We start from the raw sequence: 16526 nt of genomic DNA, 5'->3' as shown, positions 1-16526 counted from the left end.
AAGGACTATAGTGTAATAGTTGGAAAACGACTATGCCAGCGACAAACGTAGGCCTGATGGCCCTAAAATTCAAACATCCTAATAAAATATAAAAAATAGTTGGCAAAAACTGGCAACAGGCTGGTTAATAGTTGTAAACTCAGATATTAATTGCGCAAAGCTTGTGTTTTACTTTGTAAGTACATAGCATAGAGCCCTAACTATAAGAAATAACAAGACCAAACAACTGCCGCTGTTGGGAATGGAACATATGCGAATTGCTCCTATAACTTTTATTGTCTCGGCCTCTATTTTGGCCATGAGTGCAGTAGCTCCGAGCGCTAACGCGCAAGATACCGCCACTGTAACTGCCATAGAGTCCGAATTGTCTAATAAGCAAAACGAGCTTGATAAATACTCGGCTATTCTAGAAAAACACCTTGCTGAAGAAACCCGTTTGCAAACGCAATTAGAATTGTTGCGTGATCGCTCTACCGAATTAGATAAAGAAAAAAATCAGGCTCTTGATGCTATGAACGAGCTTTATAGAAGGTTGATTGACGATCCTTCTATCGATATTGGTGCAGCCCAGTCTCGCTATCAGCAGGCGGTCGCCGATCATAAGCAGAACAAAGAAGACATTGCGATGCAAATAGCGGCAATTGCCTCGCAACGAAAAGACATTGAGCAAGTTCGAGTAACAAAACACACCCTAGTTAATACCCTAGAAAATCTCAAAGATCAGCTAGGCACTGCGCGAGTTGAGCGCTTACGCAATGAGTTTACCCGCGAAGGCACACTGGAAGTTGAGCACACCATTAACTGTAAGCGCACAGAAACCTTAGCGGCGTGTGAACAGCGTGGTCAACAAATGGGGCTACAAAAAGCGACCAAACGCTTTATTGATCAAATCTTTGCTAATCTAACCGAGAATCGTGTCGTTGAACCAAAACGCAATATGGCTGGTGCCCAAGTACAAGTGGTCAGTAGCCATGTGGTTGACAGTGGCTTTAGTGGTCAAGGTAATTACAGCGTCAATTTAAGTGTCACCATGCGTGGCGACGTCAACAGCAGTCGTTTGTGTAATCTGTTGAGTTTAGATAACCGCTATTGCAGTGAATATGGTACGCCTTTGGCTGTTAGTTATCAGTCAAGCTATCCTGCTACCTACAGCGACAGTCAACTGACTTTTTCCGATCCCGTTGCCGATACAGTGGAAGTGGCTACTGTACAAGCACAACCGATTGTGGAGACCCCCCTTGTAAAAAAGTCACAATCGGCTGATAAAACAGTCGAGCTTACCCTGCGTTCTAATGTCTATGACGACGAAGTGTTTATCAATGGTGTCAGCTATGGCGCCACCAAAACCGTGGTGAACATGCCACCAGGATTTTACGATATTGAAATACGTAAAATCGGCTACGAACCGTTTAAAACGCGAGTAAACTTGCGTGCGGCGCAAACCGTCAACGCCAAATTAGTTAAAAAACGCGAGCCGGTAACCGCTGTTGTAACCGAGCAGCCAACCAAGAGCAGCAATGCCATTGAAGTGGCCGTTTCCAATCATGACAATGAGCTGGCGATTATTCCTGCTGGGACATTTGAAATGGGCGACCTGACGGGCAATGGCTTACCCAATGAGCGTCCGGTTGTGGAAAAAGTACTGAGTCATTCTTATGCTATGCAAAGTACTGAGGTGAGTGTGGCGGCTTTTCGCCAGTTTGTGCAAAGCACAGGCTATAAAACCCTCGCTGAACAAGGCAAAGGCTGTGCTTATTATAAAAATGGCGCGCCGGTATGGGAGCTAGAATACAGTTGGCAGAATCCCGGCTACCAACAGTCAGATAATTTCCCAGTAGTATGTGTTTCTTATGAAGACGCAAAAGCGTATGCAAACTGGTTATCAGGCGAGAAAGGACAACAGTTTCGCTTACCCAATGAGGTGGAGTGGGAGTACGCAGCTCGAGCGGGGACCACGTCTGAATACCCTTGGGGCAATGAAATTGGTCGCAATTTAGCGAATTGTGGTTGGTGTGGCAGTGAATGGTCAAACAAAAGCCCAGCGCCAGTGGCACAGTTTTCTCCTAACGGTTACGGACTATATGATACCGTGGGTAATGTGTGGGAGTGGACGCAAAAACGCGCATCTCAAAGTGATGTCACAGTAAGAGGTGGGGCATGGAACTTTGCACCTAGTTTGGCTCGTGTTTCAACTCGCTTAGCCCTAGCTCCTGACTTCAGAGCAAATTATATAGGCTTTCGACTGGTTCGAGAGCGCTAAGGTAGTACACTAAGAGTGACGTTGAACGTCACTTTGTTTGATAGAATTCTTAAAGGTTATCCAGCCTCATGTTTAAAAAATTACGCGGATTATTTTCCAACGATCTCTCTATCGACTTAGGGACAGCAAATACACTAATTTATGTAAAAGAAGAAGGCATTGTACTGAATGAGCCATCGGTAGTTGCGATCCGTCAGGAGCGTGCTGGTGGACCAAAAAGTGTCGCTTCTGTCGGTACCGCGGCAAAACAAATGCTAGGCCGTACTCCAGGTAACATCAAAGCAATCCGACCTATGAAAGACGGCGTTATTGCTGATTTCTACGTTACCGAGAAAATGCTGCAACACTTTATCAAGCAAGTACATAATAATAACTTTATGCGACCGAGCCCTAGAGTATTGATTTGTGTGCCATGTGGTGCCACGCAAGTTGAGAAACGCGCCATCAGAGAGTCGGCAATGGGCGCAGGCGCCCGTGAAGTGTACCTGATTGAAGAGCCGATGGCGGCAGCAATTGGTGCTGGATTGCCGGTTTCAGAAGCAACTGGCTCAATGGTGGTTGACATTGGTGGTGGTACCACGGAAGTGGCGATTATCTCACTGAACGGCGTGGTGTATTCTTCTTCTGTGCGCATTGGTGGCGATAAGTTTGATGAAGCCATCATCAACTACGTACGTCGTAACTTTGGCAGCCTAATAGGTGAAGCCACAGCCGAGCTGATTAAGCACGAAATTGGCTCAGCATTCAAAAGCGAAACGCCGGTGGAAATCGAAGTGCGTGGCCGCAACCTAGCAGAAGGGGTACCGCGTTCATTCACACTCAATTCCCATGAAATCCTAGAAGCCTTACAAGAACCATTAATGGGCATAGTAAGCGCAGTAATGGTGGCACTAGAGCAGTCACCACCTGAGTTGGCGTCGGATATTTCTGCTCACGGTATGGTGTTAACTGGCGGTGGGGCACTATTAAAAGATCTCGATCGCTTGTTGATGGAAGAAACGGGGATTCCAGTGGTTGTTGCAGAAGATCCACTCACCTGTGTAGCTCGCGGTGGCGGTAAGGCACTGGAAATGATAGATATGCACGGTGGTGACGTCTTTAGTTACGATTAATGAATCTTTTATTCGGACGTACCGTCTCCCTACAACTGCGACTTACGGTCGCAGTTGTGCTTAGTATTATCCTCATTATTGGCGATCGTTTTACCGCTGGCGGCACCCTAGTGCGTACCAGTTTAAATACCTTAGTCAGTCCGCTTTTGTACGTTGCGAACATTCCATATGAAGCGTTTAACCTCGGGCTGCAAAGTCTAAATACCCGAGATAAGCTACAACAACAAAATCAAACCTTACTGGAAAAGCAATTACTGCAAAGTGAGCAGCTACAACAATTACAATTTCTACAAAAAGAAAATCAAGAGCTGCGAGCGCTGCTTGGGGCATCGGCACGAGAGAGCAATAAACGCCTAATTGCACAGGTACTGTCAGTGCATTCTAACCCTTATAGTCACCAAGTGGTGATCAACCGTGGCACTATTGATGGTGTTAAAGAGGGTCAGGCAGTCATTGACGAAATGGGGATTGTCGGGCAATTAACGCAAGTGGGGACCACGACCTCTCGGGTGTTGCTGATGACAGATACAACCCATGCCACTCCGGTGCGTATTTTGCGCAACGACGTGCGTACTGTGGTAGAGGGCACGGGTAAAATCCAGAGCGTTAGATTAGCCCATGTACCCCATAGCATGGATATTCGTATCGGCGACGTGTTGGTTACCTCTGGCTTAGGGGGCACCTTTCCAGAAGGCTACCCTGTGGCGGTGGTGACTGAAATCGATCGGGATGAAGGCTTACCCTTTGCGCAAGTACAAGCAGAGCCCGTAGCGCAGCTAGATCGTATCAGGTTGTTAGTGGTGCTTGGCAAGCAAAGTCGCGAGGCCATTAATAATGAGTAGACATAGCAACTTAATGATTGCGCTCAGCGTGTTTGTGGCCTTGATTATGGCGCTGATGCCATTGCCATTTTCGTTAGAGCCTTTTCGTCCAGATTGGGTGCTTTTAGTGCTCATGTACTGGTCATTGGCGGTACCACACCGTGTTAATATTGGCTGGGCCTGGGTGATTGGTTTAATCATTGATTTAGCCATGGGGGCACCATTAGGGGTCAACTCCTTAACCTATTCCATTTGTATTTATATAACTGCGAGTAACTTCCAAAAAATACGTAACTTTTCAATTTGGCAGCAAGCAGTGTTAATTGGCTTGTTCTTGGCTCTCTATCATTTGTTACAATTTTGGCTTAATCACTTCTTGCTTGATATCTACTTTAACCCGCAATATTTATGGCCAGCGGTTACGGGTATGGTGTGCTGGTTGTGGATTTTTCCGCTACTAAGAAAGTACCGCAGACAGTTTAGGATCAGATAATGTCAATTTCGCTTTATTTAGCGTCCGCTTCGCCACGCCGCAAAGAGCTGTTGGCGCAGTTGGGCTATCAATTTTCGCAGTTCAGCGTTGATGCTGATGAAACCCCACTGGCTGATGAGAAGCCCATCCAGTTAGTGACTCGTTTAGCGCGTCTCAAAGCACAATCTGGCGTAGCAATGGGCTACACCGACAAGCCAGTTTTAGGCAGCGATACTGTGGTGGTAGTGGATGACCAAGCCTTAGGTAAACCACGCGACAAAGCCGATTTTATGGCGATGATGCAGCAGCTATCAGGGCGAACACACCAAGTGATGACGGCGGTTGCTCTGGCAAGCAACGACAAAGTGCAGAGCGAGGTGGTGATCACCGATGTCACCTTTAAACCCTTAAGTAATGCTGAGATCCTAGCATACTGGGACAGTGGTGAGCCGCTGGATAAAGCCGGTGGCTATGGTATTCAAGGGCAAGGTGGCCGCTTTGTCACTGAGATCCGAGGTAGCTATTTTGCAGTTGTCGGCTTACCTTTGTATGAGACAGATGAATTAATTCAACGGTTTTTTGAATAATATGAGTACAGAGTTACTAATTAATGTTACGCCCAGTGAGAGCCGAGTCGCGTTAATCGAAAATGGCGTTCTGCAAGAAGTGCAAGTGGAGCGTATCGGTAACCTTGGCATCGTGGGGAATATCTACTTGGGCAAAGTAAGCCGCGTACTGCCCGGCATGCAAGCGGCATTTGTGGATATTGGTCTGGAGAAAGCGGCATTTTTGCATGCCTCAGATATTGTTAATAGCGCCTCAATCGAAGAGGGCGTAGACGACTCTCCAGTAAAAAAGGTGCAAGATATTCGGGAGTTGGTTAAACAGGGCCAGTATATTATGGTGCAAGTGGTTAAAGACCCCTTAGGAACCAAGGGCGCGCGTTTAACCACCGACATCACCATTCCATCGCGTTACTTGGTGTTTATGCCTGATGCCACCCATGTTGGGGTCAGCCAGCGCATCGAAACCGAGGCCGAACGCGACCGATTAAAAGACATTGTGGCTGAATACAATGACGAGAACGGTGGCTTTATTGTCAGAACCGCGGCGGAAGGGGCCACGGAAGCTGAACTAAAACACGATGCTGAGTTCTTAAAAAAGCTGTGGCAAAAAATCATCAGTCGCCGTCGTAAAACCAGCAAAGCCAGTATTTTACACGAAGACTTAACGCTCGCGTTTCGAACCCTCAGGGATTATGTTGGCGAAGATATGGAACGTATTCGAGTTGACTCTAAGCTGACCTATCAAGAGCTGAAAAAGTTTACCGAAGAGTTTGTTCCGCAGCTGGCCCAAGCTTTGGAGTACTACCCAGGTGAGCGCCCTATTTTCGACCTATTCGATGTTGAAACCGAGATCCAAAAGGCGTTGCATCGTAAGGTGGAGCTGAAATCTGGTGGTTACCTAATCATCGACCAAACTGAAGCCATGACCACAGTAGATGTCAACACCGGGGCTTTTGTGGGTCACCGTAACTTAGAAGAAACCATTTTTAACACCAATGTCGAAGCAACCTCTGCCATTGCCAGACAATTAAGGCTGCGCAATTTGGGTGGCATTATTATCATCGACTTTATCGACATGGTTTCTGATGAACATAAACGACGCGTATTGCACTCTTTGGAAACCGCGTTGTCCAAAGACCGAGCGAAAGCCAATATTAATGGCTTGTCAGCGCTGGGGTTGGTAGAAATGACGCGTAAGCGCACTCGAGAAAGCCTGGAACACATTCTCTGTGGTGTCTGCCCCTCCTGTGCAGGCCGTGGCTCGTTAAAGACCGTTGAGACCGTGTGTTATGAAATCTTGCGGGAAATAGTCCGGGTTAATCGCGCCTATGACGCCGATAAGTTTATGGTCTATGCCGCACCTGCGGTGAGCGAGGCGCTAATAAATGATGAGTATCATAACCTCGCCGAACTAGAACTGTTTATTGGCAAACAAGTAAGTATTCAAACAGAAAGCCTCTATAGCCAAGAGCAGTTTGACGTTGTAATGATGTAAGGGTATCCATTGATGCAGGCTAAGGCCGTCTGTTTTTTCTGTCTGCGTAAAGCGTGGCAGCTGTTTGCTATTACCTTAGTGACACTTGCGGTATTGGTGTCGGCGCTAAAGTATGCGTTGCCCTATGCCAATGAGTATCGTGACAACATTGAGGCCTTAGTACAGAAACAATTCAATGTTGATATCAGCATCGGTCAAATAAGTGCCAGTTGGGAGGGCAACGGCCCCGCACTGGTGCTGGAATCGCTCTCGTTTAAAGATAATCAAAACTCGCCCATTGCCGTTAAAATCGCCAAAACATCACTGCAGCTTAATGTCATTGAGTCGTTACGACGACTGCAAATTGCGTCTAATTATTTTGTTATCGAGGGCTTCGAAGCGGACATTAATTTAGCGCAATTAAAAACCTCACAAGAACAACAAAACTTTGAGCAACAAGCCCTCATCGAAGGCTTATTCTTAGGCGATGTCGGCCACTTTGCTATTCAAAATAGCCGCTTAAACTTAACTTTTGACAGTGGCAAAACCCATAGCCTGTTACTTAAGGATTTGATTTGGCAAAACTCGAGTCAGCTCCATCAAGGTACCGGAGAAATCGCTTTACCTGGATTTTCTCAAGGGCAATTTAACGCTCGTTTATCACTTTCTGGCAGTAAGTTGTCGGAGCTCACGGGGGACATCTATGTGTCTGCTGATACTGTCAACCCAGTTGAGTGGCTGGAGGAGTTTGTTACCTTACAATACCCAGACATTGAAGCCGATATTAATGCCCAACTGTGGCTTGGTTTTAGTGCAGGAACCTTGCAAGATATTAGTGTCGATATAAAGCCCAGTGTACTCACTTGGGTGGAAGACGACAGACCCAGCTCTTTAGCGCTGGACGATGCCCAGTTCATTCTAACGCCAGAGCAACAGGGGTGGCGAGTAAAGAGCAGCGGTGTTCAGTTTAGCCGAGATCAGCAGGCCTTAGCGCCGGTGAAGGTTGAGGCGGTCATTCAGCCAGACGTTAGAACTTTTTGGTTTGAGCATTTGAATATCAGTTTTGTGGCTGAGTTAGCGCAGCTGTTGCAGTTCTCTGGTCGGGAAGTACTGTATGGTATGAATCCAAACGGCGAATTGAGTAGTGCTAAGCTAACGGTGGCGAATAATGGTGATATTTCAGCTTGGGGAGTAATCGATGAATTGGCATTTCAGCCGTATGAAGGGATCCCTGGGCTGTATGGCACACGCGCTGAGTTTAACCTCGTTAATCAGCAGGCACATCTTAACCTAAGTGCTGAAAATGTGCAGCTTTTGGCCCGTGAGACCTTTAAAGATAACCTCAAAATAACTCAGCTCAGTGGTGATATTTATTTGCAGCGTTCATTGCAGCAGCAATGGCAGCTTTCCAGTCCCAACTTGTGGCTGAGTAACCAAGACCTTGCCCTAAGCACAGAGTTTACCTTGCAGTTAGGTGAGCAACCTGAGCTTGCGCTGTATGCCGAACTACTGGGTGGCCGCGGTGAAATTGCAGACAGCTATTTCCCTGTTAGCATTATGCGAGATAACTTAGTGGATTACTTAGAGCGAGGCATTATCAGTGGCCAGCACTTAACCACTCAAGTATTACTGAATGGTCCTTTGCAGCACTTTCCATATGCTAATAAAGAGGGGCAGTTCGAGGTGAAATCACAACTGAATGACGTGACCTTCAGCTTTGCCCCGGATTGGCCGAACGTGCAACAGGGGGAGGTCGAGCTACACTTTGAAAACCAGCGCATGGACATTTACGCGCACAGCGGCAAGTTGCTCAACCAAAGTATCCAAGAAGGTGTGGTGGTCAGCATCGCGGATTTAAGTCATGCTGATATTTTAACGGTGGATATTAATCATCAAACACCAGGGCAGACATTACAGCCTTTTTTTGCTGCCACTCCTTTGGCGGACCCCTTAGCCAATATATTTTCTGTGGTGCAAGTTGAGCGGCCGGCTCGTGGTGATATTCAATTGCGGGTAGACCTCCGCTCGGGAGCGACTCGAGCTCAGGGAGAGGTGTGGCTCGATAATAATCGGATTTATTTATCTAAACCTGGCATGCAAATCACGGATGTCTCAGGCCGAGTGGCATTCGTTGATGATACTATTCATATTGAGCAGTTGAGCGCCTCATGGCTAGACATGCCTTTATCCTTACAACTCAGTGGCAGTGGTGATAGCACACAGTATCAGCTCGATAGTGATATTGAATTACAAGCCGAGATGACGAAGCTGCAACCACATACTAATGGCATCCTAGATAATTATTTAGCTGGAACGACTACCCTTAATGCCTCCTTGGCACTGCGCTTTGCTGATACTGGCTTTAGTTATAAGGCAAAGTTTGACTCGGATTTACGCGGGGTAGCCAGCCAATTACCGCAGCCTCTACACAAGCCGGCCGAGCAAACAACATTACTGCGAGGCACCGTCTTAGGTGATGACATTTCGAATTTAATCACCGCCAACTGGGGTGAGCAACTCTATTTTAATGCCATTATTGGCAACGACTCTGGGCGCATGGACAACGCCCACCTGATTTTAGCCGAGCAAGACTTAGGCTTAAACACTCAAGGTTTTGATGTCACCATTGCACAACAAAACACCGAGTTATTGCCATGGTTACCCTTGTTAGAGAACATTACCAATGCTGCTAACCGCTCTGAAGGAAAAAGTTTTTTCCCAGCTCTTAATCGGGTGCAAGGGCAATTTGCCAGCTTATCGTTTGCTGATATTCCATTTCACGATGTTGAACTTACGCTGACCCCAGCGCAGTCAGGAACGTTATTACGACTAAACAGCAAAGAAATGCGCACCCAAGTCAGCATTCCTGCATCCAGCTCCAGCCGTCCAATTCATATCAATAGTGATTATCTGCGGCTAAACTTACCTCAAGAGCAACAAACAGAGTTATTACCGCAAAGTGCAGAAAGCCCTTTGCGTTCTTTAGATTGGTTATTAACCCTACCCGCGACAGAATTTGTCTGCAGTGACTGCAAGGTGGATGACTATCAGTTAGACCGAGTCAATTTATCTTTATTCGGGGACGGTGATAAGTTGAATATTTCCGAGTTGGTGATCGATAAAGAAGAGCACCAGCTCAATGCCAGCGGACGCTTTGAGCAGGGCCAGAGCCGTTTTAGCGGGGTGCTGAGCAGTGAAGATTTTGGTGAGCTAACGGATGAATTTGATATTACCTCTACCATAAAAGACTCCAGCGCCAATATTGAATTCGACCTGAGCTGGCAAGGTGCGCCTTATGATCTCAATATTGCGAGTTTAGGCGGTGAGTTGGATTGGCAGCTCGGAGAGGGGCATTTGGCTGAGATCAGTGATAAGGGCGCAAGAGTGTTCTCGTTACTGAGCCTAGACTCTTTGATCCGCAAGCTCAGATTAGACTTTCGCGATGTTTTTTCTAAAGGCTTTTTTTACAACAGTATGAGTGGCAAAGTACGCTTAGATAAGGGCATTGCTTACAGCGATGACTCCAAGTTAGATGGGGTGCCGGCCGACTTATCTATTCGTGGTTATGCTAACCTTAACACGCACGAAATTAATTATGATCTTGCGGTTGCACCGCAAGTCACCTCTAGCTTGCCGGTGATCATGGCCTGGGCAGTGAATCCGGTGACTGGGCTGGCCGCCTTGGCGCTTGATAAGGTGATCCATTCCGCCCGGGTGATCTCGGAAATTAATTTCAAAATTACCGGGACCATGCAAGAGCCCATTGTGACTGAAGTCGACCGTAAGAGTAAAGAGGTTGAGTTACCGCAGCCGATAGTGCCTGAGAGAGAGCCCCAGGCCTCCGGCGAGCCTGCGTTGCAACCAAAGCAAGCTCAAAGTGAGGAGTTACAACCTCAGCAAGTACAGCAGGAGAAAGGTAATGGCTAACGTGATTGCACTGCCTATGCGTTCAACACCAGAACCTCAAGATAATTTAGCTTACCTGAGAGCACAGTTACAACAGCTGCAAATCACAGCGCCGACCTTAGTGTGTTTACCCGAAACCTGGTTGGCTTTTTGTGCTACAGCGGCACAAAGTTGGCAAGTAGCACAGCACAGTGAACAACACATAGCACAACTGGCGCAATTGTGCCGTGAGTTCAACATTTGGTTAGCCGCTGGCACCATAGCCACCCCAAGCAACGATGAAAAATATTATGCCACCAGTTTATTGTTTAATGATGCTGGTGAGGTGGTCGCCCGCTATAATAAGATCCATCTTTTTGATGCCGACGTTAATGACAGTACCCAGCAATACCGCGAGTCGGCACGGACACAGCCCGGCGATGCCACAACTGTAGTCAACAGCCCGTTTGGTTTAATTGGTCTAAGTGTCTGTTATGATCTGCGTTTTCCGGGGCTGTACCAGCGTTTACGGCAGCAAGGTGCTGAGCTGATCTTAGTACCAAGTGCATTTACTTGTAGCACCGGAGCGGCACATTGGCAGCCGCTATTACAAGCCAGAGCCATCGAAACACAGTGTTATGTGATTGCAGCAGCACAGTCAGGGCACCATGACAATGGCCGTGATACTTATGGTCATAGTGTAATTGTGTCACCTTGGGGAGAGGTGTTAGCCGACTCTGGTACGGCATTAACGCCACTGCAGCAGCAATTAGATTTGAGTTACCTAAAAGAAATCCGTGGCAAAATGCCCGTTGCGAGTCACAATCGATTTAAAAGTGAGTTTTTATGAGTAATGTAGAGCAAAATTTACTGGCCAATAGTCAGTTGACGCGCGAGCAGTTAGCACAAACGCTAGCTTATATTCATCAGCACCAAGTAAATTATGCCGATCTTTACTTCCAATCAAGTCATCATGAGACCTGGGTGCTTGAAGATGGCGTGGTAAAAGACGGTAGCTATAATATCGAACGCGGTGTCGGTGTACGGGCGATCAGTGGCGAGAAGACGGGGTTTAGCTATTCCGATGCCATTAACCTAGAAGCCTTGAACAAAGCGGCAGAAGCCGCTCGTAGCATTGCTAGTGCTGGTAACAATGACTCGGTACAAGTTTTCAGCGACGTTAAAGCACCACTGCACTTTCAACCAGCGCAGCCCATTATGAGCATGACGGATGCGGATAAGGTGGCTTTATTACGAGAGGTGGAAGGTTGTATTCGCGATCTTGCGCCAGAAGCGCAGCAGGTCGTCAGTTCTATTTCAGCGGTGTATGAAGAGGTGCTTATTGCCGCCAGTGATGGCACGTTTGCCACCGATATCAGGCCCTTGATCCGCTTAAACTGCTCGGTGTTATTGGAAAAAAATGGTCGCCGAGAGCGCGGCAGTGCTGGTGGCGGTGCTAGGTTAGACTATGGCTACTTTAAAGAGTTAGTGGATGGTGAGCCCCGCTGGATGCAGTTTGCTAAAGAAGCGGTGCGCCAAGCTCGGGTTAACCTCGAAGCGATAGATGCGCCAGCTGGTGCGATGCCAGTGGTGCTGGGGGCCGGTTGGCCAGGCGTGTTGTTACACGAGGCAGTAGGCCATGGTCTAGAGGGTGACTTTAACCGTAAGGAAGCCTCTGCATTTAGTGGTCGCATTGGTCAACAGGTTGCTTCTAGCCTTTGCACTGTGGTGGACGATGGCACCATTGCCGATCGCCGTGGCTCATTAAACGTGGATGACGAAGGCACGCCAGCGGCGTACAACGTGCTAATTGAAAAAGGCGTGTTGAAAGGCTATATGCAAGACAAGCACAACGCCGGACTCATGGGCGTGGCGCCAACTGGCAATGCCCGTCGTGAGTCGTATGCGCATTTGCCTATGCCCCGTATGACCAACACCTATATGTTGCCAGGTGAGCACACGCAAGAAGAAATTATCCGCAGTGTTGATAAAGGCATTTTCGCCAGCAACTTTGGCGGAGGACAGGTCGATATCACTTCGGGTAAGTTTGTTTTCTCGGCGTCTGAAGCTTACCTGATTGAAAATGGCAAAATTACTCAGCCAATAAAGGGAGCCACTTTAATTGGCAACGGCCCTGAAGTGATGAAAAAGGTCTCTATGGTAGGCAATGACTTGGCTTTAGATAAAGGGGTTGGGGTGTGTGGTAAAGACGGTCAGAGTGTGCCTGTGGGCGTTGGCCAACCTAGTCTTAAAATTGACGAAATCACCGTAGGTGGCACGGCATAAACGCTAAAGGTTAGAGGGAGCGAGCTCCCTCTAGGCCGCATACCCTCATGGCATGATGGCATCTTTAAGGTACTGAAACAGCTCTTTGTAGGCTTTGCCTGGCTTTTCCGCTTTGAGTTCTTTGTTGGCTTGTCGGGCTAACTGACGCATCTTTTGACGCTCTAACTCTGGGTAGCTGTTTAGCAGCTCATTGATCTTGCTGTCTCCCTGAGCAATGACCTCATCACGGGTGGTTTCAATTTGATTTAATAATACATCAGCTTGGTTATTGCGGTTGAGCAGAATATCCATGGCTGCTTGGATCTCGTCAATATTACTGGTGCTGCGTAACGTCTTGCCAATGTAATTCATGTGACGACGGTAAGCGTCGGTTTTGGCACGGATCTTATCCGCTACCTTCATCGCTTCCTTCAGCTCATCGGACAGGGGTAACTTTTCTTGTTGTTTCTTGCCTAACGCGGCAATTTCGCAGCCTAACTCGTGCAGCTCTTGGGCATCACGTTTTAGCTCGGTCTTAGAAACATAGATGATTTCTTCTTCGGTATTTTGCTCGTCTTTTGCCATTGCTTTGATCTGTTTATCGTTGGTGAATTATGCAAAGTATACCACAATTGATCACTACAATAGCGAATGGCTGTGTTACGATTATTAGCCAATACTATTTATATCACACTTGCCAATAAGTACGAGCGGATAAGGTATCTATGACGCACTCCTCACAAGACCCAATATATAGCCAAATTGATGAAGTAAAAAATGCCGTAGAAGAGGTGCTTAAGCATGCTAAAAAGCTTGGTGCAACCTCTGCAGAAGCTGCCATGTCGAGCACCTCAGGGCTCTCCGTTAGCACCCGCATGGGGGAGGTTGAAACCATAGAGTTTAACCAAGATGGCGGCTTGGGGATCAGTGTATATGTCGGTAATCATAAGGGCTCGGCGTCTACCGCCGATCTAAGCCCTGAGACCTTGCGCACAGTGGTAGAAAAAGCCGTTGATATTGCGCGTTTTACCTCGGATGACCCTTGTAATGGTATTGCCGATAAAGAGCTACTGGAAATGTCGCCACCGCAGCTGGACTTATTTCACCCATGGCAATTAACGCCCGAAGAGGGAGTCGCTCAGTGTATTGAAGCAGAAAAAGCAGCTCTGGAAGCCGACCCCAGAATTGTTAATTCCGATGGCGCCAGCCTTGCTAGTCACCAAGGGATCCGAGTATATGGTAATAGCCACGGACTCATTGCCGGCTACCCGCGCACTCGCCATACCTTAAGCACTATGGTGATTGGTAAGGAAGGCGAGCAAATGCAACGTGACTCTGCTTACACCATTTCACGGGTGCATGGTGAGTTAAAATCGGCCCACGATGTTGGCTTGGAAGCTGCCACTGCAACACTGGCAAAGCTTGGGAGCCGTAAAGTATCAACGGCAAAAGTGCCGGTGGTATTTCGTGCCGACATCGCCAATAGCTTGTTTGGCCACCTTGTTGCCGGTATTGGCGGTGGGGCGCTTTATCGTAAATCGAGCTTTTTACTCGACACACTCGGTGAGCAAATCTTTAACCCTTGTGTCAACATTGCAGAAAAGCCTCACTTAATGCGTGGCTTAGCGTCTAGCCCCTTTGATAGCGAAGGAGTCAAGACGGTGGACCGCGATATTATCACCGATGGTGTGTTAAATACTTACCTGTTGGCAAGCTATGCAGCACGACGCTTAGGAATGGAAGCGACGGGGCACGCCGGGGGTATTCATAACTGGTTGGTCAAGCCAACTCACGATGATCTCACTAGCCTGCTCGCTAATATGGGCACTGGGTTGTTGGTAACCGAGCTTATGGGGCAAGGTGTTAATACGGTGACGGGTGACTACTCTCGTGGCGCGGCAGGGTTTTGGGTGGAGAATGGCGAAATCCAATACCCCGTTAGCGAAATCACCATTGCCGGAAACCTAAAAGACATGTTTATGGGTATTGAGGGCATTGGCGGTGATATTGAGCAGCGCGGCGCGGTGCAAACCGGCTCGGTGCTGGTTAATAATATGCAGGTTGGTGGAGAGTAACACGGCCCACGATGCTGGCATGTGCCAGCATCGTGCTAATACCCTAAACCAGCAGCCAGGTTGCGGTACCTAAGAAAGCAAAAATACCCACTATATCGGTGACTGTGGTGAGCACCACACTGCCGGCCAATGCTGGGTCGATGTTCATTCTCTTTAAAATGATGGGAATACTGGCGCCGGCAATACCTGCCGCCACCAGGTTCATAAACATTGCAAAGGCAATCACACCGCCGAGTTTAAAGTCCCACTGCCAGATAGCAATCACCCCAGCGATGAGCACAGACCAAAGCACGCCATTGAGCGCCCCAATGGCCAGCTCTTTGCCGAGTAAAAATCGTTGGTTGGTTTGGTTAATGTGGCCAAGGGCGATACCCCGTATCACCAAGGTGAGCGTTTGGCTACCAGCCACACCACCCATGCTGGGCACAATGCCATTTAATACCGCAAGAATGGGCAGAATATCTAACGTGCCTTCAAAGAAACTGGCAACAAAGGCCGCCAGTAACGCCGTTAAAAGATTAATGCCAAGCCAAATAGAGCGGCGCTGGCTACTTTTCATCACCGGTGCAAAGGTATCTTCTTCATCCTCAAGGCCGGCCATGCTTAGTAAACTGTGCTCAGCGTCCTCACGAATAACATCAACGACGTCATCGATGGTGACTCGGCCTAGCAAATGCGCGTTATCGTCCACCACAGGCGCTGAGATCCAGTTGTGACGCTCAAACAGTTGTGCCACTTCTGATTCATCCATCGAGATAGGGATGGTTTCTTTGTCTTCATCCATCAAGTCACGCACCAAGCTCTCAGGTGAGCTGGTTAATAATAAATTGATGGTTAACGCCCCTAAAAAGCAGTTGTCTTTGTCGACCACATAGAGCTCATCGGTGCCATCGGGTAACTCACCTTTTAAGCGCAAGTAACGAAATACCACTTCCAAGGTGACGTCGGGGCGAATGGTGACGGTATCGGTGCTCATTAAAGCACCGGCAGAATGCTCTTTGTACGATAAGGCTTGGGTGGCGCGATCGCGGTCTTGGCTATCCATGGCGCCAATCACGTCTTGATAAACGGTATCAGGCAGGCTTCTTAATACGTCGCCGAGATCGTCGTCATCCATGTCCTCGGTAGCCGCTGCGATGAGCTCCGGTTCCATCTGCGCGATGATCCCCAAACGCACGTCCTCGGACAGTTCTTCAAGGACATCCCCTTGAATATCTGGGTCGACCAATTGCCAGAGCATGGCACGGACTTTATGCGGTGAAGACTCGAGTAAAAGAGCAGTATCACACGGCGCGGTTTCAGCTAATACCCGCCGAACTTGAACAAACTGTCCACTGTTTAAGGCTTTTGTCACCTTTTGCAGTTGTTCCAGTGTGTAGTCTTGCTCAAATACTTCAGGCATAGGCATCCTTTTGCGTGTTAATACTGAATACTATGGTTGTTGGTTTTATATTTTACCCTAGCTATTTTGTTGTTTTATTGCAGAGAAGCAACCTTACATGCAGCGCCAGGAGGGCAATACAGTGTAACCCACTTTACAAAAAACTACCAAGTAGAGTAAAGAAAAGCGCCACCGGATCAGCTATGACGACAGGA

12 protein-coding genes are annotated in these 16526 nt (G+C 47.9%); 10 read left to right on the top strand and 2 right to left on the bottom strand.

Translation table 11 applies throughout. The features are described from left to right. Positions 1-250 precede the first annotated feature (250 nt). From R3P39_RS12025 to tldD, 9 genes are all read left to right on the top strand, one after another. Entirely contained in the window at positions 251-2260 is a 2010-nt protein-coding gene (locus tag R3P39_RS12025) for an SUMF1/EgtB/PvdO family nonheme iron enzyme (protein ID WP_336567734.1), read from the top strand. A 68-nt stretch (positions 2261-2328) separates the two neighbouring features. Continuing rightward, complete coding sequence (locus R3P39_RS12020) at positions 2329-3372, top strand: rod shape-determining protein (protein ID WP_336567733.1); 1044 nt, start codon at positions 2329-2331, stop codon at positions 3370-3372. Beyond that, positions 3372-4214: a rod shape-determining protein MreC gene (mreC, locus tag R3P39_RS12015; protein WP_336567732.1), complete on the top strand. Its 843-nt coding sequence runs from the start codon at positions 3372-3374 to the stop codon at positions 4212-4214. The genes R3P39_RS12020 and mreC overlap by 1 nt, the downstream gene beginning before the upstream one ends. Then, positions 4207-4686: a rod shape-determining protein MreD gene (gene mreD / locus R3P39_RS12010; RefSeq protein ID WP_419147291.1), complete on the top strand. Its 480-nt coding sequence runs from the start codon at positions 4207-4209 to the stop codon at positions 4684-4686. The genes mreC and mreD overlap by 8 nt, the downstream gene beginning before the upstream one ends. Beyond that, a complete protein-coding gene (locus tag R3P39_RS12005; protein WP_336567731.1) occupies positions 4686-5252 on the top strand; it encodes a Maf family protein in 567 nt (188 codons plus the stop codon). The genes mreD and R3P39_RS12005 overlap by 1 nt, the downstream gene beginning before the upstream one ends. 1 nt (position 5253) lies before the next feature. Continuing rightward, complete coding sequence (rng, locus tag R3P39_RS12000; protein WP_336567730.1) at positions 5254-6726, top strand: ribonuclease G; 1473 nt, start codon at positions 5254-5256, stop codon at positions 6724-6726. Between the two features lie 12 nt (positions 6727-6738). Beyond that, positions 6739-10632: a YhdP family protein gene (locus R3P39_RS11995; RefSeq protein WP_336567729.1), complete on the top strand. Its 3894-nt coding sequence runs from the start codon at positions 6739-6741 to the stop codon at positions 10630-10632. Continuing rightward, the gene (locus R3P39_RS11990) at positions 10625-11440 is read left to right on the top strand and encodes a carbon-nitrogen hydrolase family protein (protein ID WP_336567728.1); all 816 of its coding nucleotides are present in this window, start codon (positions 10625-10627) and stop codon (positions 11438-11440) included. The genes R3P39_RS11995 and R3P39_RS11990 overlap by 8 nt, the downstream gene beginning before the upstream one ends. Further along, the gene (gene tldD / locus R3P39_RS11985; RefSeq protein ID WP_336567727.1) at positions 11437-12876 is read left to right on the top strand and encodes a metalloprotease TldD; all 1440 of its coding nucleotides are present in this window, start codon (positions 11437-11439) and stop codon (positions 12874-12876) included. Before R3P39_RS11990 ends, tldD begins: the two co-directional genes overlap by 4 nt. A gap of 45 nt (positions 12877-12921) precedes the next feature. Here the strand turns inward: tldD and yjgA are convergent, their stop codons facing one another. Next, complete coding sequence (gene yjgA, locus R3P39_RS11980; protein WP_336567726.1) at positions 12922-13440, bottom strand: ribosome biogenesis factor YjgA; 519 nt, start codon at positions 13438-13440, stop codon at positions 12922-12924. 140 nt (positions 13441-13580) lie between these two features. Between yjgA and pmbA the strand changes: the two genes are divergently transcribed. Next, positions 13581-14930 (top strand): metalloprotease PmbA, encoded by a 1350-nt coding sequence (pmbA, locus tag R3P39_RS11975; protein ID WP_336567725.1) that lies wholly within the window; start codon positions 13581-13583, stop codon positions 14928-14930. A 43-nt stretch (positions 14931-14973) separates the two neighbouring features. Here the strand turns inward: pmbA and mgtE are convergent, their stop codons facing one another. Then, positions 14974-16332: a magnesium transporter gene (gene mgtE / locus R3P39_RS11970; protein ID WP_336567724.1), complete on the bottom strand. Its 1359-nt coding sequence runs from the start codon at positions 16330-16332 to the stop codon at positions 14974-14976. Positions 16333-16526: the final 194 nt, after the last annotated feature.

Source organism: Pseudoalteromonas sp. UG3-2 (assembly GCF_037120705.1).
GTDB lineage: Bacteria > Pseudomonadota > Gammaproteobacteria > Enterobacterales > Alteromonadaceae > Pseudoalteromonas.
The sequence above is the reverse complement of the archived record's forward strand: the minus strand, read 5'-3'. Positions and strand labels throughout refer to the sequence as shown.

Coding starts and splice junctions, on each gene's coding strand:
- R3P39_RS12025 (WP_336567734.1), top strand. CDS start 251: ATGCGAATTGCTCCTATAACTTTTATTGTCTCGGCCTCTATTTTGGCC.
- R3P39_RS12020 (WP_336567733.1), top strand. CDS start 2,329: ATGTTTAAAAAATTACGCGGATTATTTTCCAACGATCTCTCTATCGAC.
- mreC (WP_336567732.1), top strand. CDS start 3,372: ATGAATCTTTTATTCGGACGTACCGTCTCCCTACAACTGCGACTTACG.
- mreD (WP_419147291.1), top strand. CDS start 4,207: ATGAGTAGACATAGCAACTTAATGATTGCGCTCAGCGTGTTTGTGGCC.
- R3P39_RS12005 (WP_336567731.1), top strand. CDS start 4,686: ATGTCAATTTCGCTTTATTTAGCGTCCGCTTCGCCACGCCGCAAAGAG.
- rng (WP_336567730.1), top strand. CDS start 5,254: ATGAGTACAGAGTTACTAATTAATGTTACGCCCAGTGAGAGCCGAGTC.
- R3P39_RS11995 (WP_336567729.1), top strand. CDS start 6,739: ATGCAGGCTAAGGCCGTCTGTTTTTTCTGTCTGCGTAAAGCGTGGCAG.
- R3P39_RS11990 (WP_336567728.1), top strand. CDS start 10,625: ATGGCTAACGTGATTGCACTGCCTATGCGTTCAACACCAGAACCTCAA.
- tldD (WP_336567727.1), top strand. CDS start 11,437: ATGAGTAATGTAGAGCAAAATTTACTGGCCAATAGTCAGTTGACGCGC.
- yjgA (WP_336567726.1), bottom strand. CDS start 13,440: ATGGCAAAAGACGAGCAAAATACCGAAGAAGAAATCATCTATGTTTCT.
- pmbA (WP_336567725.1), top strand. CDS start 13,581: ATGACGCACTCCTCACAAGACCCAATATATAGCCAAATTGATGAAGTA.
- mgtE (WP_336567724.1), bottom strand. CDS start 16,332: ATGCCTGAAGTATTTGAGCAAGACTACACACTGGAACAACTGCAAAAG.